Origin of the sequence: Nocardia elegans NBRC 108235, from assembly GCF_001612845.1 — a bacterium.
Classification (GTDB): domain Bacteria; phylum Actinomycetota; class Actinomycetes; order Mycobacteriales; family Mycobacteriaceae; genus Nocardia; species Nocardia nova.
In genome coordinates, this window is the sequence record NZ_BDBF01000021.1 from 66,124 (window position 1) to 92,482 (window position 26,359).

The following is a 26,359-nucleotide window of genomic DNA, read 5'->3' on the forward strand; positions in this document are numbered from 1 at the left end:
CGTGGCGCTGCGCGCCTGAACCACAAGGAGTTTCGATGGCACACCCACCCGGCACCGCTTTCCACGATCCGCTCGTCGGCCCCGAAGCCACCGACCTCCCGGCCGACTTCTTCGATCGGCTGATGTTCAACCTGCACCCGGTCGATGCCACCACACCGTCGGTGATCATGGGTTTCGGGATCTACCCGCCCAAGGACGCGGTCGACGGTTACGTCATCGTCGGCGGTGAGCACGAGCAGCGCAACCTGCGCTTCTCGAGCCGGCTCGGCGCCACCGACCGTGACGGCGCCGGCCCCTTCCGCTTCGAGATGCTCGAGCCGAATCAGCTGTGGCGCCTCCGTCTGGGGCCAAACGAGATCGGCACCGAATTCGACCTGACCTGGCGGGCCCGAACACCAGCCTGGTTCGGCGAGATCGCGGTCACGAACACATCCGCGCAGCGGACCTCGTTCGACCATCTCTTCCAGTCGGGCCGCTACGAGGGCACCCTGACCATCGACGGTCGGACCCAATCGGTCGACGGATGGTACGGGCAGCGCGATCGTTCTCGGGGCGTACGCACGATGGCGGGCGGCCAAGGCCTGCACATCTGGTATCAAGCCCAGTTCCCCGATTTCTCGGTCGGTTTCCTGTTGGTCGAAACCCGTTCGCACGAGCGGCTTCTCCTCGAGGGGGCCGTCATGCACGAGAACGGCCGCTTGGATCCGATCACCGACGTGCGGCATGCACTGGTCTTCACGTCGGATCTGGATCTGGTCGAAGGAGATGTACACGTCGACACTGCGGCAGGTGAGAAGTACATCATCCATGCCGACGCCCGAGCGGGCGGGGGCTATATGGCCGGTGCCGGTTATGGTGGCCACCATGGTAATTCGTCGGGGGCCGACGAAGTCGCGTCGGAACGCTATCGCCTCGACGGTTCGGTGTCCCCGCGTTCTCTCGACTCGGCATTGACCGACCGCTTGTGTGCGTTCACTCTCGGTGATGTGCGGGGGGCCGGGATTTTCGAATTCGCCCTGACCCGCAGCAGCAAGTACGAATATCGCCCTTCGCTGTGAACGGCTGCCGCGGCCGAACTTCCGGCCGCGGCAGCGCTCGAACTTCCTCTGTGCGCGGCAGCGCCGAACATCCTCCGAATTGAATCTCCACGAAGAAGAGGGTGCGCATCTTGTGGATGCGCACCCTCTTCGTTGTCGTGAGCTCTGGTGGACTCACACGGTTCGCTGGGCCTTACTGGATTCCGAGGCTGCCTTGCTGGTTTCCTTGATCTGCTGCCAATCGGCATCGGAGAGGCTGGTCAAGCCTGCGAAGGTGCCCGGCCCGGCCAGCATCTGACCGCCGTCCATGGCGATGGTCTGGCCGGTGAGGTAATCGCAGGCGTCCGAGAGCAGGAACATCGTCAGGTTGGCGAGTTCTTCGATGGTGCCGGTGCGCCCGGCCGGGATCTGGTCGGCCTGGGTGGCACCGACCGACGACTTGTCGGTCGGATTCAGCATTTCCCATGCGTAATCGGTCGGAATGGGGCCGGGGGCGAGAGCATTCACGCGAATGCCGTACTTGGCCCATTCCACGGCGAGCGACATCGTCATCGAATGTACGGCGGCCTTCGCCATCGCGGAAGGGACGACGAAGGCCGATCCGGTCCACACCCAGGTGGTCAGTGTGGAGAGCACACTGCCGTGCAGCCCTTCGGCGATCCACCGCTTGCCGGCGGCGTGGGTGGTGTGGAACGAACCGTTCATCACCGTGCTCGTGATCGCCTGGAACGCACGCGGACTCAGATCCTTGGTCGGCGCGATGAAGTTGGCGGCAGCGTTGTTGATCACTCCCGTCAGCGGGCCGTGGTCGGACCAGATTCGCCCCATCGTCGCGTCGACGTTCTCGTAGTCGCGGACATCGACCGTGTGGTAGTGCACCGATCCGGGGCGGCTTGCCGACGCCTCTGCGGCGGCCTGGGCCAGCACCGCCTCGCGCCGGCCCCAGAGATGGACTTCGGCGCCGTGCTCGGCCAGATGCCGCGCCACGCCGCGGCCCAGCCCGGTACCGCCGCCGGTGATCAGAATCCGCTTCCCGGACAACAATGTCGGTGAGAAGGTCGTGTCGGTCATCAATGCACCTCGTTTGTCGATGGTTCCAGCTGGCGGCCCGTTCACAAGCCGATGTGTTTGGCGATGATCTCGCGCTGAATTTCGTTGGTACCGCCGTAGATCGGCGGTGCGAGCGCACGCCGCACCTGACCTTCCATGCCGTACTCGCGGGCGTAGCCGTAGCCACCCATCATCTGCATGGCCTCGAGGGTGGTGTTCTTGGCGATCTCGGTGCACCGCATCTTCGCCATGGCGCTCTCGCGGGCCAGGTCGTCCTCGAGTCCGGCGTCGATCTTGGTCGCGACGTCGTAGACGAAGGTGCGAGCGAGCTCGATGTCGGTGGCGAGGTCGGCCAGACGGTGGCGCAGGGCTTGGAATGTAGCGAGCGGCCGGCTGAACTGCTCCCGTTCCCGCGCGTAGGCGACCGCGTCGTCGAGGGCACGCCGAGCACCGCCGATGCTCATGGCGGCAATGATCAGGCGTTCGATGCTCAGTCCGCGCATGAGCTGCTTCCACGCATTGCGCGCTTCGCCGATCACGGCCGAAACGGGCACCTCGACATCGCTGAAGAACACGTCGTTGCAGGTGTGGGCTTCCATCGTCTCGATGGCGCGGATGGTGAGGCCGGGTGCGTCGGTCGGCACCATCAGCAGGGTCATGCCCTCGTGTTTGCCGCCCGAGTTGTCCTCGCGGGTCAGGACCAGGAGGTGTTCGGCGACATGTGCCGCCGAGATCCAGGTCTTCTGGCCGTTGATCAGGTATCGGTCGCCGTCGCGGCGGGCAGTCACCCGCAGCCCGGCCAGATCCGAACCAGCGCCGGGCTCACTGAGCGCGATCGCCTCGAGGCGGCCCGCAGTGAGATTGGCGACGACCGTCTTCTTCTGATCGTCGTTGCCCCACCGGATATACGTCTGCGCCGCGGTGAGGCCGGTCGAATATCCGGTGATCGGCGCGAGGCCCCGCGCCGATTCCTCGAGAAAGATGCATTCATCGACGAAACCGGCTCCGCCACCGCCGAATTCGGCGGGGAGCGACACTCCGAGCCATCCGTTGCGAGCCATGTCGGACAGCACTTCGGGGCTGTTGGACAATTTTCCGCCGTCGGTCACCGCGTCCCGTTGTGCGACTGTCGCGAGCCGGCGGCGGCAGTACTCGCTGACTGCCGCCGCGAACTCACGCTGTTCGATCGAGAACTGCAAATCACTTGCCTCGGTACGGCGAGAAGTCGGGCTTGCGCTTCTCGTTGAAGGCGGTGATGCCCTCCTGGGCCTCCGGAGTTTCACCGAACATCGCCAGCGTGGAGTACGCCATCGTCCCGATACTCACGAAGTGCTCGGTATCGGTGTTCATCGACTGCTTGAGCACCTTCAGGGCCGTCGGCGAGAAGTCGAGCATCTGGTCCGCCCACGCGCGCACCTCGGCTTTGAGGTCTGCGGCCGGCACCACCTTGTTGACCAGGCCCCACTCGAGGGCCTCCTGTGCCGACAGCCGGCGCAGCATGAACCAGATCTCTCGCGCTCGCTTCTCCCCGACGACGCGGGCCAGATAGCCGGATCCCAGACCGGCGTCGAAGGAGCCGACCCGAGGGCCGTTCTGCCCGAACTGCGCGGTGTCCGCGGCGATCGTCAGGTCGCACAGCACGTGAAGCACATGCCCGCCGCCGATCGCGAGGCCGTTGACGGCCGCGATCACGGGCTTGGGGGCGTCGCGGATCACCCGGTGCAGCGCCTCGACTTCGAACAGGCCGCTCGCCGAGGGGCCGTAGTCGCCCGTCTCCATCCGCTGCTTCTGGTCGCCACCGGCGCAGAACGCCTTGTCGCCGGCGCCGGTGAGGGCGATGACACCGACATCGCTGCTCGCCCACGCGCGCTTGAAGGCCATGACCAACTCGTCGACCGTCTGCGCGCGGAAAGCGTTGTAGCGCTCCGGCCGGTTGATGGTGATCCATGCCAGTCCGTTGTCGACCTCATAGGTGATGTCGGTGAATTCAGCCATCAGACTTCGACGTCCTTTCGTTGACGAGGAGTTCCCACTTTGTGGTCATTAGGACTGACCATTTGCATCACAGTAGCTTTAACTGAGCGCCGCACGCAAGGCTGGGGTCCCCCGAAGGAGCCACAGGTTCGCGGTGCACGAAACGTCGTTATTACACACTGGCAGCGATGCCTACACTGAGGTGTCCGTCACTGTGTGGGCGGGTGGTACTTGATTGAGGTTTGGTTGGATATGGCGCTTGATCCGGGTCGGCTTCCCGACCAGCGCGGGGTTTCCGAGGTCGATCGCTGCGGGCTGGTGACGGGCCGTCCTCCGGCCGCCTTCCCGAGCAGGCCGGGCACATTCCGGCCGCCGCGGCCCGACACGATAGTGGTTGCCCTCCTCATGAAGATCATCTCATTCAACCTGGAATCAAGCCGCTGGGATGAAGGCGGCGGGGTGGGGCGGTCGAGGTTCGTTGTAGAGGGTGCGAACTCTGGGGCAGTGTGGAGCCGATGTCAGTGCGCCGCTGGGACTTCGGTGGCCCGGAAAACGGTCGCCGGCTCCGCGTACCGTGTCTCGGCCAGTGAATAGATGATGTCTGAGTTGTGCCGGACCAGCGGTAGGGATGCGGCCAGCCCGGGGAGTTCTTGCGGGGGCACGTCGTATCCGCTGCGGCGCAGGGTCTCTTCGACGAAGGTCTCCGTCTGATCCGAGGGCTGCTCCGGCGGCTCGGCGTCCTCCCACGCCCGGTTGTCTACGCCGTCTCGCAGTGGCGGCTCGGCGAGGTGCCATCGGTTCCGGCGTTGGTAGGCGTCGGCGGCACGCAGGACCAGCGACTCGTCGAAGGGCCGGCCGATCAACTGCGCCGCCAGCGGCAATCCGCCGGAATTGAAGCCGATCGGCATAGACAGGGCAGGGTTTCCCAGCGCGTTCCAGTAGGCCGTGTGATACGAAAACGCCTCGCCCGCAAACAGTGTCGCTGTGTAGTCGCCGCTCGCTTCGACAAGTGGTGCCGGTCGGGAGACGGTGGGAGTCAGGATCAGGTCCACGTTCTCGAACAGTTGCGCCACAGCGCGCTGCCCCACCTGGCGTACGCGCTGAGCCTGCACGTAGTCCGCCCCGCTGGCGAACGCCGCCAGGCCGAGGCCGAGCCGGGTGAATCCGAAGTAGTCCGCCCAGCGACTCTTGATGTCCGGTGCGTGGTACGCGCTCGCCTCGGCCAGAATGGTGATGACCGCCGCGGCGGTGACCTCCGGGTAGTAGGGCAGTGCCAGGTCGACGACCGTGGCGCCGGCCGCTTCGAGCGCGGCTATGGTATCGGCGAACAATGGCGCGAGGGCAGGGTCGGTATCGCCCGAAAAGCGTTGGAGCGTATCCACTCCGATCGTGTAGCCGGTCAGATCGCCGTCCAGGGCGTCCGGATAGTGCGGAACATCGCGCCGATCCGTGGTCGGATCACAGTGGTGCGCCCCGGCCATGGCCGCGAGCAGCACGCCGCAGTCGTGGGCGCTGCGCGCCATCGGGCCGATGCAGTCGAGCGTGTATCCCAGGGGTACGCAACCCGACTTGGGCACCCGGCCGTAGGTCGGCTTTATTCCGGTCGTCCCGCTCAACGCGGACGGCATCCGAACGCTCGCGCCGGTATCGGTGCCGACCGCGCCGAGGAACATTCCCGCGGCACACCCCGAGGCCGACCCGGAGCTGGAACCACCCGGCCAGCGCCGCGGATCCCAGGGATTGCGGGGAATGGGAAACTGCTTGGCCGGATCCGGGGACCCGAAGGCGAATTCCATCGTGGTGGTCTTGCCCACGATCACCGCCCCCGCGTCGCGCAAGCGGGCGACAACGGCGGCGTCGCCGGCGCCCCACTCCCGATCCAGGACCGCACTCTGGCCCGTGGTGGGGCCGTCGGCGGTGGTGATGATGTCCTTGACCGCGATCGGAATGCCGAGCAGCGGGCGGTGCTGTCCATCCCGCCGCATCCGGTCGGCCTGCTCGGCGGCCCGAATGGCCGATTCGGCGAACCGGCTGACGAAGACGCCGAGCCCGTCGTCGTATCGGTCTGCGCGATCGACGACCATGCCGGTCAACTCGACACTGGTGAGCGCCCCGGAATCCATGGCGGACAAGGCTTCGGAAATGGTGAGGGGTTGTTCCATGGGGAACTCCTACCGGTGTGGTCGGACTCGCGGCGTGATGCTGACCCGACAGGTCCTGCGGTTGTGCATGGGAAATGTTGTGGAGACGGACCATCGCTCGGCGCGATCGTTCCGCCGTGGGCCAGCGACGATCCGCGAGCCGTGGATCGCGTCCGTGTACCGGCCGGTGCCCACAATAGGTCATACCATTGAAGTTCTAGGACCGATTTCGGAGAACGAACTCGCTGCCGTCCGATCGCCTCCGAGATGTCAGTCGAATCCGGCGATGCGGCGCCAATGCGCATGTGCCGCCGGCGTCGACTCCGCGCGCAGGTCTCGCAGGCGTTTGGCGGCGGCCTGCCCTCGCCAATCCGGAAGCAGGACATCCGGTAGCCGCGGGTCCAGGTACGTCATGTGCCGCAGCGAGTCGGCGAGTTCGACGTGCGCGAACAGCAACTCGTCCGGTGATTCGTAGTCGCGGGAACCGAAACGCTCGAGTAGTTCGTCATAAGCCTGTTCGGCGGCGTCGAGATCCCAGGATCGGCGAACCAGCTCCTCTTCGGAAATCCCTGTGGCAGCGGTGGTTCCGATGAACGACACCGTATTCGCGGTGAGGCCGAGCGCGTCGATCGCTTTCGCGGCCTCGGCGGCGCGGCTGGAGTGGGGGGTCACCCACACCCCCGGTGCCGGATTGCCGAAGCCCGCCCACCGCAGTGCCGCATACAGTTTCTTACGCGTCGAGCGGTGCGACTCCGGGATGGGGACGTTGACGATGAGCCATTGACCATCCCACTGGGTGATGTCCACGTCGGTGGAGAACACCCGGACGTCGCCCTCGCTGAAGAGGCGATGTGCCTTGTCGGTGAGGTGCCAGAGGGTTTGGCGTCCTTCACGCTGTGCGGTGATCAGCCCCGCCGACCCCGTTCGCGCGACGGCCTGCCTGCCGGCATGCGCCCCGAAACCCAGTCCGTTCAGCACATACAGCAGTGCGGCCGTCCGGACCGGCCGGCCGTAGGGTTCGACCAGCTCACCGAGGACGGTGATGAGCGCGGACCGGGCACTGCGGGCCGGCGTGGTGTCCTTGGTCGGCGTCGGATCGGCGTCGGGCATGGCTCTATCGTCTCGCAACGCGCCGGTGCACGGCCACCGTGCCCCGCGCGGGCCTGCACACGAACCCGTCGCGCGCCGGATTGCGGCCCGGTCAGAGATCGTCATCGACACCCCACTCCCGGAAGACGGATTCGTTGTCCTGGCCGGGGATCCGCAGCGCGATATAGGTCGCGGCCGCGGTGGCGCTGAAGCGCGGCGCCGCCGCGGGCTGCCGCTGCCCGAAGGACTCGACCACGGTGGCGCGAGCGCGGATATGGGGATGGTCCGGGACCTCGCCCAGCGAAAGTACCGGTGTCACACAAGCATCCAGTGATTCGAAGACGTGGACCCACTCCGCGCGGGTCCGGGTGCGGAAGACCCGGGTGAAACAGTCGCTTATCTTCGGCCACGCGCTGCGGTCGTACTGTTCCGGCAGCGTCGAGGCGTCGAGGCCGAGGCCTTGGAGGAGCCGCGCGTAGAAGACCGGCTCCACAGCGCCGACCGCGAGGTGACGACCATCCGCGCATTCGTAGGCGTCGTAGAAGGGAGCGCCGCCGTCGATGATGTTGGTTCCGCGCTCGGACCACAGATCGTTTTCCGACAGGGTCCACACCATCGACATGAGGGTGCTCACCCCGTCCACCATCGCGATATCGAGCACCTTTCCGGCGCCGGTCCGATCGCGTGAGTACAACGCGGCGAGGATGCCCTGCACCGCGAGCATCGAGCCGCCGCCCAGGTCGGCGACCAGATTGAGTGGTGCCAACGGCCGCTCACCCCGGCGGCCGATCGCGCTCAGGGCGCCGCTGAGGGCGAGGTAGTTGATGTCGTGACCGGCACAGGCCGCCAGCGGGCCGCTCTGGCCCCATCCGGTGATTCGTGCGTAGATCAGCGTGGGGTTGCGTGCGCTGCAGACCTCGGGTCCGATTCCGAGCCGCTCGGCTACCCCCGGTCGACAGCTCTCGATCAGGACATCCGCGCGGTCGATCAACGTCAGCACCCGGGTCAGGTCGCCAGGTTGTTTGAGGTCGGCGCTGATCGAGCGGCGATTGCGCAGGATCGCGTCCTTGTCGGCCGGAACCAATTGTGTTCCGCCGCTGGGTCTTTCGACCCGAACCACGTCGGCTCCGAGGTCGGCGAGCGCCATCGCCGCGTGCGGCGACGGGCCGATTCCGGCCAGCTCCACCACGCGAAGTCCTGTGAGCACGCGCTCCATCGGAATCCTCCTGAAACTCTTCCAACATTTGACAGTTGTGGATAGTATCTATCAAATAACGTATCATCTGAATCAGGCTCTGCGGCGGCGTTCGAGCGCCCGCGGCGCGGCCGTCCTCGACGCCGAAGGACTGAATATGCGCGAACTGGATCCGACGATCATGTCGGCACTACGCACGGTGGCCGGCGATCCGGCGACATACGCCCGGATGTGGAAAGCGAAAAGCGGAGGGCGCGCGATCGCGTCGTTCCCGATGAACTTTCCCGCCGAACTCGTGCACGCGGCCGGCGCGCTGCCGGTGATCGTGCAGGACGATCCCACCCCGATCACGGAAGGGCGCAGCCTGCTCGCCGAGTTCTACTGCGGCTACACCCGCAGTGTCGTCGACCAGGTCGCACTCGGCCGGCTGGATGTGTTCGACGCCTTCGTCGCCGCCGATCACTGTGTGCAGCTGCTCGGCGCGGTCGATGTGATCCGCTGGGCACGTCCGGACAAGCCGGTGAATTTCGCGCAGTTCACCAGTGCGATGGACGACGCGTGGACCAAGCCGCGGGTGGAAGGGCGCATCGAGGAACTGCAGCGTGAGATCGAACAGGTGCAGGGCACCACGGTGACAATGCGGGCACTGTCGGCGAGTATCGGGCTGTTCAACCAGAATCGGCGGATGCTGCGTACGTTCTACGATCTGCGCCGCTCGGGTCGTGCGCGGATCACCGCCGGCGAGATGCAGCTGCTGGTCAAGTCCAGCATGGTGATGGATGTCGAGGAGCACACCGCGTTGCTCGAACGGCTACTCGCGCAGCTGGATCCGGTCGCGCAGCCACCTGCCGATCTGGTACGGCTGCATCTGTCGGGACACTTCTGTCACGCCCCGCGCGTCGAAATTCTGGATGTGATCGAGGAATCCGGTGCGATCGTCGTGGACGACGATCTCTACACCGGCTTCCGCTACATCTCGACCGATGTGCCCGAGAGGGGTGATCCGCTCGCGGCGTTGTCGCAGTGGTACCTCGATCGCAATCGCGTCGCGCCCTGCCCGACCCGGGTCACCACCGACGTCGACTGGGACACCTACCTGATCGATTCGCTCGAGCGCAGCGGCAGCGATGGTGTGGTGGTGCTGATGGCGAAATTCTGCGAACCGCACATGCTGTACTACCCCGAACTGCGCAAGGCACTCGAGGCCCGCGGGATTCCGTCGCTGCTGCTCGAAACCGAACACGAAGGCAATCCGGTGGAAACGCTGCGCACCCGCGTCGAGACCTTCGTCGAGCGCATCCGTCGGCAACCCGCACTCGCGCGGTCCTGAATCCTCCTATCGCACAAAGGAGTTCGCCATGGCGACCCAGCAAACGAGCCTCCAGAAGGCCAACCGGCTCACCAGCACCCGCGCGGGCGGGCGCATGGTGGCCGACTACTGGGAAAATATCTTCACCGCGAAGGAACGTGGAAAACACGTCGTCTGGTACAACGGCGCCGCGATGAACCCACTGTTCCAAGCGGCGGGACTGGAATGGTGTCACGGTGAGGCGTTCGCCGCCCGCTTGGCGGCCCAGCATCTGGAAGGGCCCGCGCAGGCGGCAGGCGCGGAGTACGGCTATATCGGTGAGCTCTGCTCCTATGCCAGAACGCATCTCGGCTGCGCCGTACTGACCCATCAGACCGTCAGCGGCCAATCGACCGGTGTGGTCGGCATGGTCGACCAGCAAGAACTGGCCGCCAAATTGCCGGCCCCGGACTTCTTCGTCAACGGCTACGCCGGATGTAGCACGGGCCAGCAGTGGGATGCGATGACCTACCGGGTCTTCGACCGCAAACTGCCGCTGTTCAACGTCTCGATGCCGATGCTGTGGGGCAACAAGCCCGACGCCGGGTATATGCGGGGCGAGGAATGGACCGAGGTGAGCCGGTACGTCGAGAGGCAGCTGCGCGAGTTGATCGACTTCCTGGAACACCAGACCGGGCGGCCGTTCGACTGGGATGCGTTGAGCGAGAGCATGTTCTACATCAAGCGCGCCTCCGAACTGCGCCTCGAGGGCATGGAATTGTGCAGGCAGGCGCCGACCCCGGCGACCTACTGGGATTGGGTGGCCAGTATCGCGCCGATCAACTTCCTTCCGGGCAATCAGGCCCTGGTCGACTATTTCGCCGGGGTGAAGGCCGAAATCGAGCAGCGTCTCGCCGACGGCGTAAGCGCGCTGCACAACGAGCGTTACCGGGTGTATTTCGACGGCATCATGAACTGGAACAAACTCGGCTTTCTCACCCGCAAGTTCGCCGAGTACGACGTGGCCGTGGTCGCGGGTCGCTACACCCATGAATCCTTCTGGCAGGAACCACAACTAATCGATGTCGACAATCCGTTGCTCGGTATGGCGCAGCATTATCTGCTGTGCCCGCTGAACCACGGGTTGAAGAATTTGCAGGAGCTGTTGCTGCGCCGCCTGGACGAATACGCCATCGACGGCATCGCGTTCCATTCGACACGCACCTGCCGGGCAATGACGAATCCGCAGACAATGCTGGCCCGGACCGCGGAACGTGAGCGTGGAGTCAAATCGTTCTTCTTCGAAGGCGACGTCGCCGACGCGTCGTTCTACAACGACGAGCTTTTCGACAGCCGCCTCGGGGCCATGCTGGAAGCCATCGACGTCCAGCGCATGAAGTCAGTGGTGTAGGCGATGATCGGCACCTGGTTCGTCATGGGCGTCGACCTCGGTTCGACCACCGCCAAAGCGGTCGTGGTCGATCAGGACGGCGGCCTGCGCGGCGCCGGGGTCGTGCAGATGGGTGCGGTGAGCCCCGCTGCGGTCGCGCGTGCGATCGACGGTGCGTTGCACGCCGCTGGGGTAACCACCGGCGACATCCGCCGGACGATCAGTACCGGTTATGGGCGCAAACTGGTGCCGGGCGCGGATCGCAGTTTCACCGAGATCACCTGCCATGCGCGCGGTGCCGCGGCGTTGTATCCGGGAGTGCGGCTGGTGATCGACATCGGCGGCCAGGACAGCAAGGCCATCATCGTCGACGACGACGGCTTGGTGGACCGGTTCGCGATGAACGACCGATGTGCCAGCGGAACCGGGCGCTTCTTCGATGTGCTCGCCCGGGCCCTGGAAGTCGATATCGAAGACGTGGGCGAGCTGGCACTGTCCGGTGCCGACGACCTCGAAGTCAGCAGCATGTGCGCGACTTTCGCTGAGACGGAGGTCATTTCGCTGCTGGCACAGGGTCGCGCCAGGGCCGATATCGCCGCGTCGGTGCACAAGGCGGTGGCCGCGCGCACCCTTGGTCTGGTTGCGCAGGTGGGTAAGGCGTCGCCGGTCGTGATGACCGGCGGGGTGGCGAAGAATGTCGCGGCGCTGCGCTACGTCTCGCGGGCGTTGGACCGGCCCGTCGAACTACTTGATCAACCCCAGATCGCGGGCGCGTACGGGGCGGGGCTGCTCGCACGCGACGAATACCTCGGCTCGGCCGAAGCGGCCGCTCACCGCGACACGCTGTCCGAAAGCCAATGGGCGGCAACGACATCAGCTGCGACACCGCACTGCCTCGACTGTGACGGCACCCTCGAACACGCACCGCACACCGGGCTGATCGCGCTCGAATTGCCAAGGAGTATCCGATGAACGACAAGCCCGAGATCCGAGTACCGAACCTGGCCGAATCGACCGTGTACATCGCGGGCGGGACGAGCGGAGTCGGATTGGAGGTTGCCTGCCGCTTCGTGGCGGCGGGAACGCAGCGCCTCGGCCTGGTGGGGCGCAATGCCGAACGCGGCGAGAAAGCGGCGGACCATATTCGGTCGCTTGCACCGGGAGTCTGGTGCCTGTTCGCTGCGGGGGACGCCAACGATCCCGCCGAAGCGGGCCGGGTGTGCGCAGAACTGCGCGATGGCCTCGGACCCGCCGACATCCTGGTCAACAGCATGACAGCGGCATACTCGCCGCGGTTGTTCCACGACACCTGCCCCGAGGATGTGCCCACCATACTGATGCAACAGGCGCTCGGGCCGATGAATATGTGTCGTGCGGTCCTTCCCGATATGCGTGCACAACGCGGCGGGGCGATCGTGAACATTGCCTCCGACGCCGCCAAGTGGCCGACGCCGGGAGAGACCGTCCTCGGTGCGGCGATGGCCGCCATCGTCACCTTCAGCAAGACCTTGGCGATGGAGGCCAAACGCGACGGTGTCCGCGTCAATGCCGTCACACCGTCGCTCATTCGCGATACCGGAGCGCACGAGCGCGTCATGTCCGAGCCGTTCAGTGCAAAACTGTTCGAAAAGGCCGCTCGCGCGGCATCGCTCGGCGTGGCCGAGCCCGTTGACGTCGCGGACCTGATCGTCTTTCTGTGCAGCCCCCAGGCGCGCCGGGTCACCGGCCAGGCGGTGAGTCCGAACGGCGGCATATCCGCCGGATAACCAGAGGTCGCGCGCACACCACCGCCCGTCGACCGGGCGGCCGGTGGTGTGCGCGACGGCAGCCCCTGTCCGTCGGTCGAATCTTTAAATTGTTGGACAATTTAGTTAGATATTAGTTCTGGATATGTACTACGTTAAATGTGACTGGCGCCATACTCCGCAGGCGAATGCCCAGGACGACCGGCACTCCGATTTACTACCTGGTTCCACACCGCACAGTCGAAGGCGGATCGCGCGATGACACTCACACAATCGTTCTGGCCGGCCACGAAAAGCTCCGGCGTCCGGGACATCACGCTCGGCGAGTTGCTCAGGCAGGCCGCGGCCACGGTGCCCGATCGGGTGGCGCTGGTCGACGGCGAAGCCGATCCGGCCCATCGGCGAGAATGGACCTACCGCGAACTCCTCGCCGATGTCGAACAAGTGGCACGCGCGATGCTCGCGCACTTCGAGCCCGGTGAGCGGATCGCGGTATGGGCGCCAAATAGTGCGGACTGGGTGATTCTGCAGCAGGCGATCGCTATGGCGGGCATGGTGGTGGTCGGCATCAACCCGGCCTACCGCGCGCACGAACTCGAATACATCCTGCGCCAGTCGTGCGCGTCGGGACTGTTTTTCCGCGAGCACTATCGCGGCGTCGATTTGGCCGACGTCCTGGCCGAAATCGCGGGGAACCTGCCCGATCTTCGCACCGTGGTGCCAACGAGCGAGTGGCCGCGATTCCTTGCGTCCGGAACCGAGACGGCGCAATTGCCCGAGGTATCGCCCACCGACCCGGTGCAGATTCAATACACCTCCGGCACCACGGGCTTTCCCAAGGGCGCGGTGCTGCATCACAAAGGGATCGTCAACGAAGCCACCTTCGTCTTCGAACGCGCCGGTCGGTCCGGACCCATCGTTTGTGTCAATGCGATGCCGATGTACCACATCGGCGGCGGGGGCGTCACCGAGCTGGGGACCATCGCGGCACACGGCACCTACGTCGTGCTACCCGGATTCGACGCCGCGCTCATGCTCGAGATGCTCGAAACCTACGGTGGCACACACTCTTTGATGGTTCCGACAATGCTCATCGCGCTGCTCGAGCATCCGGATTTCGATACCCGGGATCTGTCGAGCGTGCACACCATCATGTCGGGCGCAGCCGCGGTGCCGCAGGCGTTGGTGGAGCGCGTCATCGACCGGCTGGGCTGCCGATTCACGATCCTGTTCGGACAGAGCGAGATGCACGGGGTGATCAGCCAGACGCGGATCACCGACGACCCGGTGGACCAGGCCGCCACAGTGGGGCAACCGTTGCCCGAACTCGAAGTGAAGATCATCGATCCGCTCACCGGCGCTATCGTGCCGATCGGCCAGCAGGGCGAAATCTGTTGCCGCGGTTATCAGAACATGCTCGGATACTCGGATATGCCGGATGAGACGGCGGCGACGATCGACACCGAGGGCTGGCTGCGCATGGGCGATCTGGGGACCATGGACGAGCGCGGATTCCTGCGCATCACGGGCCGGCTCAAGGACATGATCATCCGCGGCGGCCTCAATATCTACCCGCGTGAGATTGAGGAACTCCTTTTCCGTCACCCTGCGGTGGTCGAGGCAACGGTTGTCGGCATCTCGGACGAGAAATGGGGTGAACAGATCGGCGCGGTGCTGCGCGTGGAGGACCCGGGCAACCCGCCCGAGGTAGCCGCGCTCAAGGCCTGGTGCCGGGAACGGATCGCCGCCCACAAGACTCCCTCGCTCTGGTATTTCGCGGACGAACTACCGATGACCCCCTCGGGGAAGATCCAGAAGTTTCGTGTTCAGGACGAGATCGCCGCCGGGCGCTTGCTTCCCGCGGTGACGCTGGAGGATTCGGCCCGGTGAACATGCGAAGGGCAGCCGGCGGCCTCGACGATCAGGTTGTGCCGCTATCTGTTTCGGACGAATCATCGGGTTCGCGGACACCTGCGGGACCCCACGCGGCGCGCAATGCCTCGGTCCGTTCCGGGCGGTCCAGACCCCGCAGATCCGCGATACCGTGCTCGGTCACGACGATGTCGACATCGTGAGACGGTGTGCTGACGGGCCGGGAGAGTCGCTCGACCAGGGTCGACCGGCCCCTGTGCGTCGTGGTCACGGCGATGATGCTGAGCCCGCCCACCGAGCGCGCCGCCGCGGCCGCGTAGTCGTGGTGGCCGCCGATACCGCCGACCACGGCACGTTCGGTGCCCTCGACGTTGATCTGTCCGTCGGTATCGACCTCCACGGCGGTGTTCACCGCGAACAGCGGCGACGCCGACAGCCTGCCGGGATCGTGGGTGAACTCGATGGGGTGCAACACCTTTCGGCCCGATACCCACTCCCGCAACCGTGGGCCACCGGCCAGGTAGGTCGCCACCGGGGTCCCGATGAGAAGGTTGCGCTCGGCGAGGTCGACCACGGAATCCGGGAGCAGGCCGGAGTCGATGCGCACCGGGACCTCGAGTTTCCGCAGCACCGTCGCACCGAGCGCTCCCGGACCGATCTGCAGTCGCGCGCCCCCGGGAACGAGGCGCACCAGATTGCCGACGAGCCGCTCGAGCTCCGGCGTCGGTGGTTCGTCCGGCATGTCCAGCGGCGCCTGATCGGTTTCCCCGACCACGGTCACCCGCTCGGGGGGCAGTACGGGACCCGCCGCGCACACCGGAGCGGCCCGCGACAGCAACGCGGCCACCCGAGCGCCGGCGTCGATCGCGGCGTGCTGCCAGGAGATCTCGTTGGCGAACAGGTAACCGTCCGGGGTGCGCACCACGGTGGCCACCAGCAGGTCGGGACGCAGGGGGCCGTGCAGCAGCTTGGTGGTGGCGCCCAGCCGTACCGGCAGGAATCGGATATGCCCCTGCGCGACTGCCGGGCGTAATCCCCAGCCGGGCATGAAGGTTCGCACGTCGGCGAATGCGGTGAGGTCCAGATCGGGATCGGCGATGGGTACCCAGCCCAGGACCAGTCGCAGGCCCGCGATGTTCTCGGCTGCCGCCGTCAGCTGCCTGGACAGCCCCCGCGGCGCCCCGAACCCGTCACCGATCGCGATAGTGGTATCCGAGCGGATGAGCGATGCGAGCGCCGCGGTGTCGGTCGGCATCGGTCAGCCCTTCTTCACGGCGGGTTCGCGGGGAAGTCCTAGCACTCGTTCGGCGAGAATATTGCGCTGGATCTCGCTGGTGCCGCCCAGGATGGTCTGGGCGCGGGCGACGAGCATCCGGTGCACGATCGGATTGTCCGCGGGATCGTCGGTGATATCGAGTCCCAGGGCGTCGACGGCCAGATCCGCCAGATCGCGATGGGTTTCCGAGCTCATCACCTTCAGCACCGAGAAGGTCGGGGAGGTCAGCGAGGACTTGGCGTGCACCGCACGCAGCCAGGTCGCGCGTAGCAGCCATATCCGGGTCCAGATCGAGACGATGTCCTCGCGCAGGCGCGGGGTGAGCCGGTCGCGCCGGGCCGCGGCGACGACGATATCGTCCAGCGCGGCGAACATCGACACCGACTGCGTGCCCAGCGACAGCCGTTCGGTGCCCAGCGTCGCGGTCGCTACCGCCCAGCCCTGCCCGATCTCCCCGAGCCGATCCTGTGTCCGCAGTCGCACGCCGGTGAGGAACACCTCGTTGAATTTGCTTTCACCGTCCATCTGCTCGAGCGGGCGCACGGTTATTCCGGGCGCCGTCATGGGGACGATGAACGCGGTCAGGCCGTCGTATCGGCCGGGACCCGTCCTCGCGATCAGCAGACCGTAATCGGCCGCCGCCGCGGCGCTGGTCCAGACCTTGTGTCCGTCGATCACCCACTCGTCGCCCTCGGCGACCGCGCGCGTGCGCAGTGAGGCCAGATCCGATCCGGCCTCCGGCTCGGAAAACAGCTGGCACCAGAGGTGTTCGCCGACCCGGATCGGCTCCAGGTGCCGCGCTCGCTGCTCATCGGTGCCGAACTCCATGATCACCGGCGCGGCCAGCGCCGGGCCGACGAGTCCGAGCTGGCGGGGCACCCCTGCGCGCGCCGTCTCCTCGGCGAAGACCGCCTGTTCCATGATGCTCGAGCCGCGGCCGCCGTATTCGACCGGCCATGGCAGGCAGGCATAGCCGGCATCGGCCAGCAGACGCTGCCATTGCCGTCCGGGGAGTACGTCGTCCACCGTCGGGGTGGGGCCGTAGTCCCGCAGGCCGGCGGGCCTGGGCACCGACTCCAGCCACGCCCGCAGCTGCTCGCGGAACTCGGTCGTGTCCTCCGCCCGATCGGACGTGTTCCCGGACCTCTGTCGTGCGGTCGGCGTCCCTGCCATGCCGGCTCCCTCCTTGTCGCCCTGTTCGGTCGAATACACCGGGGCGGCATTGGAATAGGTTAAATTGGATAGGTAATTGAGTTGAACAACCGAACGTGGCGCGTCCGCCTATGTGGGCAACGCCTCCGTGCGCAGTGCAAGTCGCTCGCGGTGGTAACGGGGTGTTCCGAAATGTGCCTCGCTGCTCTTGGCGCGCTTGTAGTACAGGTGCGCCGGATGCTCCCAGGTGAAGCCGATTCCGCCGTGAATCTGGATGTTGTCGCGCGCGCACAGGCTGAACGTCTCCGAGCAGACGGTCTTGGCCAGTCCGGCCAGCAACTCCAGATCGGGGTCGTTCGCGGCCACCGCCTCGGCCGCGCAGCGCGCGGCCGAGCGCGCCGATTCCACGGCAACCAGCATGTCGGCGCAGGTGTGTTTGATCGCCTGGAACGAACCGATGGGCCGATCGAACTGGTGGCGCGTCTTGGCGTAGCCGACCGCCATCTCGAGCACGCGCTCCGCGCCGCCCACTTGCTCACACGCCAAGGCGACAGCGGCGCGATCGAGGACCCGGCGCAGTACCACCCGGCCCTGCTCCGGCCCGGCGAGCAATCGCGCCGGGGTGTCGGTGAAGTCGAGGGTGGCCTGTCTGCGGGTTCGATCCAGCGTCGGCACCGCGGTGCGGCGCAGTCCGAGGTCGGTGTCGACGAGGAACAGTCCTACTCCCTCCGGCAGCCGGGCGGCGACCACGATCGCCTCGGCCGACGCGCCGTCGAGTACATGCCGTTTGCGGCCGCTGAGCAGGTAGTGCTCGCCCTCGCGGCGCGCCGCCAGTCGGATCGATTGCTCATCCCATCCCTCGGCATCCTCGGCGAATGCCGCCGTTCCGATGAGCCGGCCCGCGGCGATCTGCGGCAGCCAGGTTCGGCAGGCGTCGTCGTCTCCGCTCTCCAGCAGCGCGGTCGCGAACAGGACCACACTGCTGAAGAACGGGCCGCACAGCAGTACCCGGCCCATCTCCTCGAGTACAACGCTCAGTTCGAGGAAGCCGAACCCCGCGCCGCCGTACTCCTCCGGGATGGCGATGCCGTGTAGTCCCATCTGCTCGGCCATCACTGTCGCGAGCTCCCGGTCGTACCCCTCGGCGGCATCCATCGTCGCGCGGACAGCGAACTCCGATGATCGCTCCTGCAGCAACTTTCGAACGGTGGCGGCCAGTTCCTGCTGTTCCGCACTGCGTACGCCGTACATGTCCACTCCTGCCTAATCAGCTATAATGGTTAGATAATTTATCAGTATGTGCCAGGGTCTGCATGCGTCCCCGAGTGGATGTGCCGGTTCGGGTCGTGAGATCCGGCGACCGGTGACCTTCGCGCTGGATCGACGTCGATGTTGTTGCCTGCAACCCCCGGGCTCACACCTGGCGGCGCCTGCCGGTTACAAAACGGGCGTAGAGGTAAATTATATAACTTATATGTATCATCAGTGGAAGGTAGGCCGGATGAGTGGCGGCGACAAACCGGATCCGTGGGCGCTCGCTCCGGTTCTGCATGGGCGGACATTCGAACAGATGCGGCCGGGGGACCGCTTCCGAACCGGTAGCAGGACCATCACAGAATCCGACCTGATCGCTTTCGTCACCCTCGCCGGGCTCAGTGAGCCGCTGTTTCTCGATGAGCAAGGTTCGGTCGAGGCCGGTTACTCCGGGCGGGTCGTTCCCGCGACTCTGACCTTCGCCTATGCCGAGGGGCTGGTCCTGCAAACCGGGGTGCTGCACGGTACCGGCATGGCGTTCATGCGTTCGGATCTCGATATCAAGGGACCGGTTTTCGTCGGTGACACCATCTCTGTCGTGGTCGAGGTGCTGGAATCGCGGCCGACGAGTTCGGGCGGCAGAGGTGTGGTGACGACCGAGAATTCGGTGGTCAAGCGGGACGGCGCCGTCGTGCTGGAGTACCGGCCCGTGCGCTTGATTCTCGGGCGCTGACGCGACGCGGGGCGACCGTGGGGATTCGTGCCGAGGGCGTCGGCGATGTGCGGCGATTGACGTCGCACCGAAAAATATAGTTCTATTATATAGTTAATTTACCTGCAAATGAAGGGTACAGGCGATGCGCCGCAGCATCTTCGAGCCGGAGCACGAGCAGTTCCGCGCAACCGCGAAAGCGTTCTTCGACACGGAGTGCGCTCCGCATGTGGAGGAGTGGGAGGCCGCAGGGAAGGTCAGCCGGCAAGCTTGGAAGCGGGCCGGCGAGCTGGGGCTGATCGGCTGGGAGGCCCCCGAGGAGTTCGGCGGCCTCGGCCTGCGCGACTTCCGCTTCAATCAGATCGTGAGTGAGGAGATGTTCGCGACCGGCTCCGTCGGAATCGGCCTGGGCATCCAGAACGACATCATGGCGTCCTACCTCATCGGGCTGACCACCGATGAGCAGAAGAAGCGCTGGCTGCCGGGATATATCCGGGGCGAGACGATCACGGCCATCGGAATGTCCGAACCGGCGGCGGGCTCCGATCTCGCCGGCATCAAGACCACCGCCCGCCGCGAGGGTGACCACTACGTCATCAACGGCCAGAAGACGTTCATCAGCAACGGCATTCTGGCCGATCTGGTGCTCGTGGCCGCCAAGACCGATCCGGCCGCGGGGCGTCGGGGCATCAGTCTGATCGTCGTGGAATCGGATACGCCCGGCTTCACCAGGGGCCGCAAGCTGGACAAGATCGGCCAGCGCGCGACCGACAGCGCCGAACTGTTCTTCGATGATGTGCGCGTGCCGGTCGAGAACCTGGTGGGTGAGGAGAACCGCGGCTTCTACCACCTGGTCGCCAATCTCCCCTATGAGCGGCTCGGTATCGCCACCTACGCGGTGCCGATGGCTCGGCGCGCCCTGGATTTGACCCTCGCGTACGCCACCGATCGCAAGGCGTTCGGGACCGCGATCGGCAAGTTCCAGGTGAACCGGCACTTCTTGGCCGAGATGAAGACCAAACTCGAAGTGGCGCAGACGTATCTGGACCAGTGCGTGCTGGCGGCGAACGCCGGTGAACTCACCGCCGAAGAGGCCGCCGGACTCAAGTGGTGGACCTCCGAAGTGCAATGGGAGATTCTGGACCGCTGCATGCAGCTGCACGGCGGCTACGGCTACATCAACGAATACGAGATCGCCCGCCTCTGGCGCGACTCCCGCGTGCAGCGCCTCTACGGCGGAACGACCGAAATCATGAAGGATCTCATCGGGCGGTCGATGGGGTTCTGAGGCCGGACCGCCTCGGAGCACGACAAGCGCGGGCACCGACCATAGGGGCGGTGCCCGCGATTACTCGTTCGGGCGGTCGGGCCGCTCAGGCTTTGGAATCGCTCTTGCTCAAGAATTTGTCGACGATCGCCTGATGTTCGGGGGTATCGAAGGACTGGAATTCCTCCGCGAGCGCGTATTCGAGTATTCCGGTGATAGCGCGCTTGACGTGCAGGTTCAGCACGCGCTTGGTGGACTGGATGGCCTGTGGAGGCTGGGCGGCGAACTTTGCGGCCAAGGCGACCGACTGCTCCAGCAGTTCGGCGTCGGGCACCACGCGGTTCGCCAGACCGAGCGCGACGGCCTGCTGGGCGGGAATGCGCTCGCTGGTGAACAGGTATTCCTTGGCGCGCAACAGACCCATCAGCAGCGGCCAAGTGGGCGCGCCTCCGTCGGCCGCGGTGAGTCCGACGCCCACGTGCGGATCGGCCATGTAGGCGCTTTCGGCGATCAGGACGACATCGCTGAGCACGGCGAGATTGCAGCCGAGCCCGACCGCCGGCCCGTTGACCGCGGCCACGATCGGCAGCGGGAAGTCGACCATTTCGTTCACCAGCGCCCGTGCCCCGTCGATCTCCGAGCGTCGCATGTCGCGGTCCAGCCGCACCGCGCGCAGATGGTTGAAATCGCCACCAGCGCTGAACGCCCGCCCGGCCCCCGTCAGCACTACCGCGCGCGCCTCCGGATCGGCGGCGATGTGGCGCCAGACTCCGACGACGGCGTCATGCAGCTGCTCGTTCGCCGCGTTCAGGGCCTCCGGCCGGTTGAGGGTCACGATACGCACGGCACCGCGCGCCTCGATCAGAAGTTCGGGTTCGAAAGTCGAGCTCATAGGTTCTCCCAGGTGTTCGGATGGGTGTGCGGTCGGCGGGTGCTGGCGTCAGGTGCCGGCGCGGTCCTTCGCCGAGAAGGTCAGTACCGGAACGGGATTCGAATCCGGGACGGTCAACAGCTCCGCGACCCGCTCACCGATCTCGACATCGGTGAGCCAATCCGGCTCGGCCTGCGCACGGGTGCTGCGGCCGTTGACCATGGCGGCGATCAGGAGTTCACGGATCTTCACTCCGGAGTCGCGGGCTTCCTTGGCCCAGGCGCGCACCAGGTTGCGCTGGGCAGCCTGGACCATCGAAACCGGGGCCATCCCGGGGAAGACGGCATCGGCCATGCCACCGCCGATGGCGAGATAGGTTGCTCCCGGCGACAGCCGCGGCAACAGCACCCGCGCGGCATTGACGTGCGGACGCAGGAGCTTGTCGAACACCTCGGTGACTGTGTTCCAGCCACATTCGGCGACGGGCGTCGGCTGCCACGGCCCGCTGACGGTGACCACGACGGCGGAGACGGTGGCGAGATCGGCCGCGTCCGCGAGTTCGGCGGCCGACGCTTCGCTGTGCAGGCTCCCGGGCACCGTGGAGAGCAGGGGATCGTTGTGCTGCACGGCGAGGTCGGTCAGTGTCGACTCGGTCCGCGCGGCCGCGACGGTCGTCCACCCGCGTTTCAGGCACGACGCGACGACACCCCGTCCGACGTCACCTGTCGCGCCGATCACCAGCACCCGCATCTGCCACCTCTGCATCTCAATCGTTTATTTAGTAGAATCATATATCTATAATTCGATCCACCGCCAGGGCTTCATAATCAGGTAAATTATTTGACTAAATGCGAGCAACGGTCCTACGCTCGGGGGATCCCGAAGTGCGTTTCGCCGCCGGGTATCCAGTCGGAAGGTGAATAATGGAGATCTACCGTGGTATCGCGGACCTCGAGGCCGCGGTCGGCCGGGAATTGGGGCCCACGGAGTGGTTCACGATGGAGCAGAAGCGGATCGACGGCTTCGCCGATGACACCGAGGACCATCAGTGGATTCATGTCGACCCGGAGCGCGCGGCCGTTGGCCCGTTCGGGGCGACCCTGGCCCATGGGTTCCTCACGGTCTCGCTGGTGCCGTATTTCCTGAACCAGTTGCGCCGGATCGAAGGTGTACGCATGGGGGTCAACTACGGGCTGAACAAGGTTCGCTTCCCGGCGCCGGTTCGTAGTGGTGACCGGGTCCGGGCACGCAGCACTCTGATCGGCGCCGAGCGTGTCGGTGCGGACGGCGTGCAGCTCGTCACCCGGACCACTGTCGAGATCGAAGGCGGTGACAAGCCGGGCTGCGTGGCGGAACTCGTTGCCCGCTACTACTTTTGAGCTGCCACTTCCGATCGGTGCGCCCCGTGAACGGCGCGGCTGTCGCTGCCGATGAGACGCCGGAGTCGAGATCGAGTGGTCAGCGCGGCTCGGCCGGCCGGCGCACTTCGGTGCGCGGCCGTTCCACGAGCTCGACGACCACACCGTCGGGATCCGCCAGGAACAGGACGGTGAAACCGCCGGTCGGAACGTCGGGCATCGGAATGAACGACGGCTGCTGCAGGCCGGGGTGACCGCTCGCGGCCAGGGCCGCGTACGCGGCGCGGACATCGTCGACCGCGAGTGCCATCCGGTAGAGGCCCTGCGTATTCGCGGTCCGCTGCGGTGCCGCGCCGGCCGCCGGCGCCTGGTCGAGTTCCAGCGAGAACGTCGGGTCCGTAGGCAGGACAAGCGAAATCCAGCCCTCACCCCGGGCGCGCGCGGCGAAGCCGATCCGCGAGTACCACCGCAGGCTCGCGGACAGATCGGAGCAACTGAGCCGCTCGTGGGAGATGAGCGCCGACTGTGGGTCCGAGGGTGCATGTTCGATCTCGACGAGTTCGACGACAACCCCGTCGGGGTCCCGCAGTCGTACCGCGGGCCTGTGGGCTCCGCGGACCATGCTGCCGCCGGCGACGTCCACCGGATCGTGACCGGACTCGGCGAGGCGCCCACGAATCCGGGACAGCGATGGCACGCGGTATCCGATAGCTGCCAGGCCCGCCACCCCCGGACGCGGGGTGGGTGCAACGGTCGCGGGTGTCTGCCACTCGACCAGTTCGAGGGCAGGCGCCGCCCGCGGACCGCGCGGATCGTAGAGAAACACCGTCTCGCTGTCGGTGCTCGACGGCATCCCCATGCATGTGGCATCCACCCCCTTTCCCGTTGAACGCATCCGGGGCGCGATCTCGAACAAGGTCGTGTAGTAGGCCTCGGCGCGCGCCTGATCAACGGTGTTGAGGTTGCAGTGCATCACGGCATGGGCGTGTTCGGGAGGTGGTTTCACGGCAGGGCTCTCCCCTTCGAAGATCGGGCCGCAACGGAGATCGCGGCCTCGGGATCGGCTCAACCTAACCAATTATGACGATTGCGTCAATATAGTCCGCTGATCGGGCGGGATGCGCCGCTATCCTACAGTTTCCGCTGGGCAGAGTCATCGAAATGCGCTGTAAAAAGGGCGATTCCGCACTGCTTTGACTTGTTTTGACGAAATAGTCAAATAATCTGTTACAGTGACAGTCGAAGTTCGACCGTGGCCCCGTTCCCGCCGACAGGGGGGCCGACCGGCACATCAGCATCGCGTGGGCCCCGCAGTGGGGCACCGCTGGAACCAGGAGGGGTCATGCAGAACCCGTTCGCACCCGGCCGGGCGATCGTGGGTGGATTCGGATGACCGAGTCGGCCGGGGGGGAGGTCTCCTACCCCGAGGCGCGCGATGACTGGGCGCGAGACCCCTCCGCCTATCGCCGGGCCCTGCGGCAATTCATCGCCACCGAGCCAGGGCTGGATCGCTGGCGCGGGGTCGACTATCCGACCACCGAAGACCGGATGCGCGACAACGCCGCGCTGTCGAAGTTGCTCAGCGAGGGCGGCTGGAATCGCTATGGATGGCCCCCGTCAGCCGGCGGCCTGGGCGGAGACGAGCGACATCGCGCGGTGATGTATGACGAGCTGAGCGCCGCGGGGCTGGCGGTGCCAGAGCAGAACAAGCTGCTCGAGACGCTCGGCCCGGCGGTATTGCGGTTCGCTCCGGACTTGGCGGCGCAGTTCATGCCGTCTTATCTGGCCGGCGAGGAGTGGTGGGGCCAGGGCTTTTCCGAGCCGGAGGCGGGTAGCGACCTGGCTGGGCTGCGCTGCCGCGCCCGGCGTGCGGGCGAGAATTACGTGCTCTCCGGCCAGAAGATCTGGACCAGTCACGGCGCCACCGCGCGCCGGCTGATCTGCCTGGTCCGTACCGGCACGCTGGAGAGCAGGCACCGGGGACTCAGCATGATCATGGTCGATACCGACACGCCGGGCGTTGCCATCCGGCCCATCGCGCTGGCCAGTGGTCACAACGAGCTCGCCGAGGTGTTCTTCGACGATGCCGTAGTTCCGGCGGCGCGCCTGCTAGGCCAGGAGGGGGAGGGCTGGGCGGTGGCGATGTATCTGCTGCAGTTCGAGCGGGCCATGTACGCCTGGCTCAGCGCCACGGTGGCCTCGCGCCGGCTGCGCGAACTGCGCGCGGCGCTGAGCGGGCGACTGCTGCCCGACGGCGCTATCCGCCGATTCGGCGAATGTTATTCGGACATAGCCACTTTGAAAGCACGAAGTGCAGATACGGTGCGCCGGCTCGCCGCGGGCCGGACGGTGGGGCCCGAAGCGAGTATCGACAAAATCCTGCTGGCAACGGTGGAGACCGGACTGCACGACCTCGCCCGAGATGTGCTGCCGGGTGAATTCCTCTTCGGGGACGACCCTGCCGCACAGCAGTGGCGGGCCGAGTGGTGGTACAGCCGGGCCTCGACGATTATGGGCGGTTCCGCGGAGGTCCAACGCGGGATCATCGCCGATCGGGTCCTCGGCCTGCCCAAGGAGCGTGGCGCATGAGCGCGGCATCGATCACGACCACGCGCTCCGCGACGGATACGGCCGAGGGAAGAGATATGGGCTTGGATGCCGAGACACAGACCGTCATCGCCGAGTCGCTGCGAGAGTTGTTCGCGGCGCGGAACGGACGAGCGAGTCTGGCGCCGTTGCTCGCCGAACTCGGCTGGGCAGAGGTACTCGCCGCGGATCCGCGCGCGGCGGTCGGATTGCTGTTCACCGAGCACGGTCGCGCGCTGGCCGGCTCCCGCGCGCTCGACGACGTCGTGCTCGCCGAACTGCCCGAAGTGCCCGACGCCGATCTGCGCCGCGCCGTCGTCTATCCGTCCGGAACCATCGATCTGCCGCGGGACCACGAATGGATCGACGGAATCGTGCTGGGACCACTGGATGACGTCGACGAGGTTGTGATCCCGGTGGCCGGGGCGCAGGGGACACCAGCGCTGTTCATCGTGCCGGTGGCCGATATCCGCGCCTCGGCTGCCCCGCTGGGTGGTTTCGACCCGGCCGCCGGATGGACCGCGATCGGAGGGCTCGCGCTGGGGGATCTGGTTTCCACACCGGCCGGCCGGAGCTGGGAACGGGCCGTCGCCGCCGGGCATCGAGCACTCTCGGCCGAGATACTCGGAATCTGTGATGCGACCATGGATCTGGTCACCGCGCACACCACGACGCGCGTCCAATTCAACCGCCCGATCGGTTCGTTCCAGGCGGTGCGCCATCGGCTCGCCGAGGCGGCCGTCGCGATAGCCGGCGCACGCTCGGTCCTGGACGCCGCGTGGAACGCGGCCGCGGCACCCGGCGGCGGCGCGTGGGCGGCGAAGATCGCCAAGCTGCGAGCCGGCTGTGCTCAGGCCGAACTCATGCGCAACGCCGTTCAGGTATTCGGCGCCCTGGGCCTGACGCGGGAGGGCGATCTGCACAGGTACGTGACCAGGGCGGCCGCGCTCGACGCGTTGCTCGGCGGGCATCGGCTGCTCGCCGAAGCCGCGGGAAATGCGGTGCTCGACGGGACGGAGGACGACTCCGCCTTCGGCTTCTGAGCGGGATTTTCCGGTCGGTGCGTGAAATACGGGGCACGACCTTCCGGCGGCCTATGGGC

At 66.2% G+C, this 26,359-nt stretch carries 23 protein-coding genes; 11 read left to right on the forward strand and 12 right to left on the reverse strand.

Features of this window, described 5'->3' with window-relative positions:
• Positions 1-35 precede the first annotated feature (35 nt).
• On the forward strand, positions 36-1,058 hold the full coding sequence (locus tag NE2_RS16595; protein WP_063027146.1) for an Rv3169 family protein: 1,023 nt from the start codon (positions 36-38) through the stop codon (positions 1,056-1,058).
• A gap of 153 nt (positions 1,059-1,211) precedes the next feature.
• Here NE2_RS16595 and NE2_RS16600 read toward each other — a convergent pair whose 3' ends face one another.
• From NE2_RS16600 to NE2_RS16625, 6 genes are all read right to left on the reverse strand, one after another.
• Positions 1,212-2,108: an SDR family oxidoreductase gene (locus NE2_RS16600; protein WP_063027148.1), complete on the reverse strand. Its 897-nt coding sequence runs from the start codon at positions 2,106-2,108 to the stop codon at positions 1,212-1,214.
• A gap of 41 nt (positions 2,109-2,149) precedes the next feature.
• Complete coding sequence (locus NE2_RS16605) at positions 2,150-3,286, reverse strand: acyl-CoA dehydrogenase family protein (RefSeq protein WP_063027150.1); 1,137 nt, start codon at positions 3,284-3,286, stop codon at positions 2,150-2,152.
• Position 3,287: 1 nt separating this feature from the next.
• Positions 3,288-4,082 carry an enoyl-CoA hydratase-related protein gene (locus NE2_RS16610; protein WP_063027152.1) on the reverse strand — a complete coding sequence of 265 codons (795 nt, stop codon included), beginning with the start codon at positions 4,080-4,082 and terminating at the stop codon, positions 3,288-3,290.
• A 497-nt stretch (positions 4,083-4,579) separates the two neighbouring features.
• Positions 4,580-6,223, reverse strand: coding sequence for an amidase (locus NE2_RS16615; RefSeq protein WP_063909403.1), 1,644 nt, complete (start codon positions 6,221-6,223; stop codon positions 4,580-4,582).
• 249 nt (positions 6,224-6,472) lie between these two features.
• Positions 6,473-7,312, reverse strand: a complete 840-nt coding sequence (locus NE2_RS16620; RefSeq protein ID WP_063027154.1) for a PaaX family transcriptional regulator — start codon at positions 7,310-7,312, stop codon at positions 6,473-6,475.
• 91 nt (positions 7,313-7,403) lie between these two features.
• Entirely contained in the window at positions 7,404-8,507 is a 1,104-nt protein-coding gene (locus NE2_RS16625) for a CaiB/BaiF CoA transferase family protein (RefSeq protein WP_063027156.1), read from the reverse strand.
• Between the two features lie 136 nt (positions 8,508-8,643).
• Between NE2_RS16625 and NE2_RS16630 the strand changes: the two genes are divergently transcribed.
• From NE2_RS16630 to NE2_RS16650, 5 genes are all read left to right on the forward strand, one after another.
• Positions 8,644-9,816, forward strand: a complete 1,173-nt coding sequence (locus tag NE2_RS16630; RefSeq protein WP_063027268.1) for a 2-hydroxyacyl-CoA dehydratase subunit D — start codon at positions 8,644-8,646, stop codon at positions 9,814-9,816.
• A 28-nt stretch (positions 9,817-9,844) separates the two neighbouring features.
• A complete protein-coding gene (locus NE2_RS16635; RefSeq protein WP_063027158.1) occupies positions 9,845-11,185 on the forward strand; it encodes a 2-hydroxyacyl-CoA dehydratase subunit D in 1,341 nt (446 codons plus the stop codon).
• Between the two features lie 3 nt (positions 11,186-11,188).
• A complete protein-coding gene (locus NE2_RS16640; protein WP_063027159.1) occupies positions 11,189-12,136 on the forward strand; it encodes an acyl-CoA dehydratase activase in 948 nt (315 codons plus the stop codon).
• Positions 12,133-12,930, forward strand: coding sequence for an SDR family NAD(P)-dependent oxidoreductase (locus NE2_RS16645; protein WP_063027161.1), 798 nt, complete (start codon positions 12,133-12,135; stop codon positions 12,928-12,930). Before NE2_RS16640 ends, NE2_RS16645 begins: the two co-directional genes overlap by 4 nt.
• A gap of 237 nt (positions 12,931-13,167) precedes the next feature.
• On the forward strand, positions 13,168-14,799 hold the full coding sequence (locus NE2_RS16650) for an AMP-binding protein (RefSeq protein WP_063027163.1): 1,632 nt from the start codon (positions 13,168-13,170) through the stop codon (positions 14,797-14,799).
• 31 nt (positions 14,800-14,830) lie between these two features.
• Here the strand turns inward: NE2_RS16650 and NE2_RS16655 are convergent, their stop codons facing one another.
• From NE2_RS16655 to NE2_RS16665, 3 genes are all read right to left on the reverse strand, one after another.
• A complete protein-coding gene (locus tag NE2_RS16655; protein WP_063027166.1) occupies positions 14,831-16,036 on the reverse strand; it encodes an acetyl-CoA hydrolase/transferase C-terminal domain-containing protein in 1,206 nt (401 codons plus the stop codon).
• 3 nt (positions 16,037-16,039) lie between these two features.
• The gene (locus NE2_RS16660) at positions 16,040-17,230 is read right to left on the reverse strand and encodes an acyl-CoA dehydrogenase family protein (RefSeq protein ID WP_084494099.1); all 1,191 of its coding nucleotides are present in this window, start codon (positions 17,228-17,230) and stop codon (positions 16,040-16,042) included.
• A 108-nt stretch (positions 17,231-17,338) separates the two neighbouring features.
• Positions 17,339-18,460, reverse strand: coding sequence for an acyl-CoA dehydrogenase family protein (locus NE2_RS16665; protein ID WP_063027272.1), 1,122 nt, complete (start codon positions 18,458-18,460; stop codon positions 17,339-17,341).
• A 250-nt stretch (positions 18,461-18,710) separates the two neighbouring features.
• Here NE2_RS16665 and NE2_RS16670 point away from each other — a divergent pair, with 250 nt between their 5' ends.
• Together NE2_RS16670 and NE2_RS16675 are read left to right on the forward strand one after the other, a co-directional pair.
• A complete protein-coding gene (locus NE2_RS16670; protein ID WP_063027274.1) occupies positions 18,711-19,196 on the forward strand; it encodes a MaoC/PaaZ C-terminal domain-containing protein in 486 nt (161 codons plus the stop codon).
• Positions 19,197-19,320: 124 nt separating this feature from the next.
• Positions 19,321-20,463 carry an acyl-CoA dehydrogenase family protein gene (locus NE2_RS16675; RefSeq protein WP_063027168.1) on the forward strand — a complete coding sequence of 381 codons (1,143 nt, stop codon included), beginning with the start codon at positions 19,321-19,323 and terminating at the stop codon, positions 20,461-20,463.
• An 85-nt stretch (positions 20,464-20,548) separates the two neighbouring features.
• Here the strand turns inward: NE2_RS16675 and NE2_RS16680 are convergent, their stop codons facing one another.
• Complete coding sequence (locus tag NE2_RS16680; RefSeq protein ID WP_063027170.1) at positions 20,549-21,334, reverse strand: enoyl-CoA hydratase/isomerase family protein; 786 nt, start codon at positions 21,332-21,334, stop codon at positions 20,549-20,551.
• A 48-nt stretch (positions 21,335-21,382) separates the two neighbouring features.
• Positions 21,383-22,078, reverse strand: coding sequence for an SDR family NAD(P)-dependent oxidoreductase (locus NE2_RS16685; RefSeq protein WP_084494093.1), 696 nt, complete (start codon positions 22,076-22,078; stop codon positions 21,383-21,385).
• Positions 22,079-22,236: 158 nt separating this feature from the next.
• Between NE2_RS16685 and NE2_RS16690 the strand changes: the two genes are divergently transcribed.
• Positions 22,237-22,692, forward strand: coding sequence for a MaoC family dehydratase (locus NE2_RS16690; protein ID WP_063027174.1), 456 nt, complete (start codon positions 22,237-22,239; stop codon positions 22,690-22,692).
• A 79-nt stretch (positions 22,693-22,771) separates the two neighbouring features.
• On the opposite strand, the gene NE2_RS16695 is transcribed toward NE2_RS16690, so the two are convergent.
• A complete protein-coding gene (locus NE2_RS16695) occupies positions 22,772-23,677 on the reverse strand; it encodes a VOC family protein (RefSeq protein WP_063027176.1) in 906 nt (301 codons plus the stop codon).
• A 383-nt stretch (positions 23,678-24,060) separates the two neighbouring features.
• On the opposite strand from NE2_RS16695, the gene NE2_RS16700 reads away from it, so the two are divergent.
• Both NE2_RS16700 and NE2_RS16705 read left to right on the forward strand, forming a co-directional pair.
• Positions 24,061-25,260, forward strand: coding sequence for an acyl-CoA dehydrogenase family protein (locus NE2_RS16700; protein WP_084494094.1), 1,200 nt, complete (start codon positions 24,061-24,063; stop codon positions 25,258-25,260).
• The gene (locus tag NE2_RS16705; RefSeq protein ID WP_218018615.1) at positions 25,257-26,300 is read left to right on the forward strand and encodes an acyl-CoA dehydrogenase family protein; all 1,044 of its coding nucleotides are present in this window, start codon (positions 25,257-25,259) and stop codon (positions 26,298-26,300) included. Before NE2_RS16700 ends, NE2_RS16705 begins: the two co-directional genes overlap by 4 nt.
• Positions 26,301-26,359 lie beyond the last annotated feature (59 nt).

What these genes read in the sequence shown, in the direction of transcription:
- NE2_RS16665 (WP_063027272.1), bottom strand. Translation starts at nt 18,460, where the DNA reads ATGTACGGCGTACGCAGTGCGGAACAGCAGGAACTGGCCGCCACCGTT.
- NE2_RS16640 (WP_063027159.1), top strand. Translation starts at nt 11,189, where the DNA reads ATGATCGGCACCTGGTTCGTCATGGGCGTCGACCTCGGTTCGACCACC.
- NE2_RS16685 (WP_084494093.1), bottom strand. Translation starts at nt 22,078, where the DNA reads ATGCAGAGGTGGCAGATGCGGGTGCTGGTGATCGGCGCGACAGGTGAC.
- NE2_RS16690 (WP_063027174.1), top strand. Translation starts at nt 22,237, where the DNA reads ATGGAGATCTACCGTGGTATCGCGGACCTCGAGGCCGCGGTCGGCCGG.
- NE2_RS16680 (WP_063027170.1), bottom strand. Translation starts at nt 21,334, where the DNA reads ATGAGCTCGACTTTCGAACCCGAACTTCTGATCGAGGCGCGCGGTGCC.
- NE2_RS16620 (WP_063027154.1), bottom strand. Translation starts at nt 7,312, where the DNA reads ATGCCCGACGCCGATCCGACGCCGACCAAGGACACCACGCCGGCCCGC.
- NE2_RS16610 (WP_063027152.1), bottom strand. Translation starts at nt 4,082, where the DNA reads ATGGCTGAATTCACCGACATCACCTATGAGGTCGACAACGGACTGGCA.
- NE2_RS16700 (WP_084494094.1), top strand. Translation starts at nt 24,061, where the DNA reads ATGACCGAGTCGGCCGGGGGGGAGGTCTCCTACCCCGAGGCGCGCGAT.
- NE2_RS16625 (WP_063027156.1), bottom strand. Translation starts at nt 8,507, where the DNA reads ATGGAGCGCGTGCTCACAGGACTTCGCGTGGTGGAGCTGGCCGGAATC.
- NE2_RS16670 (WP_063027274.1), top strand. Translation starts at nt 18,711, where the DNA reads ATGAGTGGCGGCGACAAACCGGATCCGTGGGCGCTCGCTCCGGTTCTG.
- NE2_RS16705 (WP_218018615.1), top strand. Translation starts at nt 25,257, where the DNA reads ATGAGCGCGGCATCGATCACGACCACGCGCTCCGCGACGGATACGGCC.
- NE2_RS16645 (WP_063027161.1), top strand. Translation starts at nt 12,133, where the DNA reads ATGAACGACAAGCCCGAGATCCGAGTACCGAACCTGGCCGAATCGACC.
- NE2_RS16595 (WP_063027146.1), top strand. Translation starts at nt 36, where the DNA reads ATGGCACACCCACCCGGCACCGCTTTCCACGATCCGCTCGTCGGCCCC.
- NE2_RS16600 (WP_063027148.1), bottom strand. Translation starts at nt 2,108, where the DNA reads ATGACCGACACGACCTTCTCACCGACATTGTTGTCCGGGAAGCGGATT.
- NE2_RS16660 (WP_084494099.1), bottom strand. Translation starts at nt 17,230, where the DNA reads ATGGCAGGGACGCCGACCGCACGACAGAGGTCCGGGAACACGTCCGAT.
- NE2_RS16655 (WP_063027166.1), bottom strand. Translation starts at nt 16,036, where the DNA reads ATGCCGACCGACACCGCGGCGCTCGCATCGCTCATCCGCTCGGATACC.
- NE2_RS16630 (WP_063027268.1), top strand. Translation starts at nt 8,644, where the DNA reads ATGCGCGAACTGGATCCGACGATCATGTCGGCACTACGCACGGTGGCC.
- NE2_RS16635 (WP_063027158.1), top strand. Translation starts at nt 9,845, where the DNA reads ATGGCGACCCAGCAAACGAGCCTCCAGAAGGCCAACCGGCTCACCAGC.
- NE2_RS16675 (WP_063027168.1), top strand. Translation starts at nt 19,321, where the DNA reads ATGCGCCGCAGCATCTTCGAGCCGGAGCACGAGCAGTTCCGCGCAACC.
- NE2_RS16650 (WP_063027163.1), top strand. Translation starts at nt 13,168, where the DNA reads ATGACACTCACACAATCGTTCTGGCCGGCCACGAAAAGCTCCGGCGTC.
- NE2_RS16615 (WP_063909403.1), bottom strand. Translation starts at nt 6,223, where the DNA reads ATGGAACAACCCCTCACCATTTCCGAAGCCTTGTCCGCCATGGATTCC.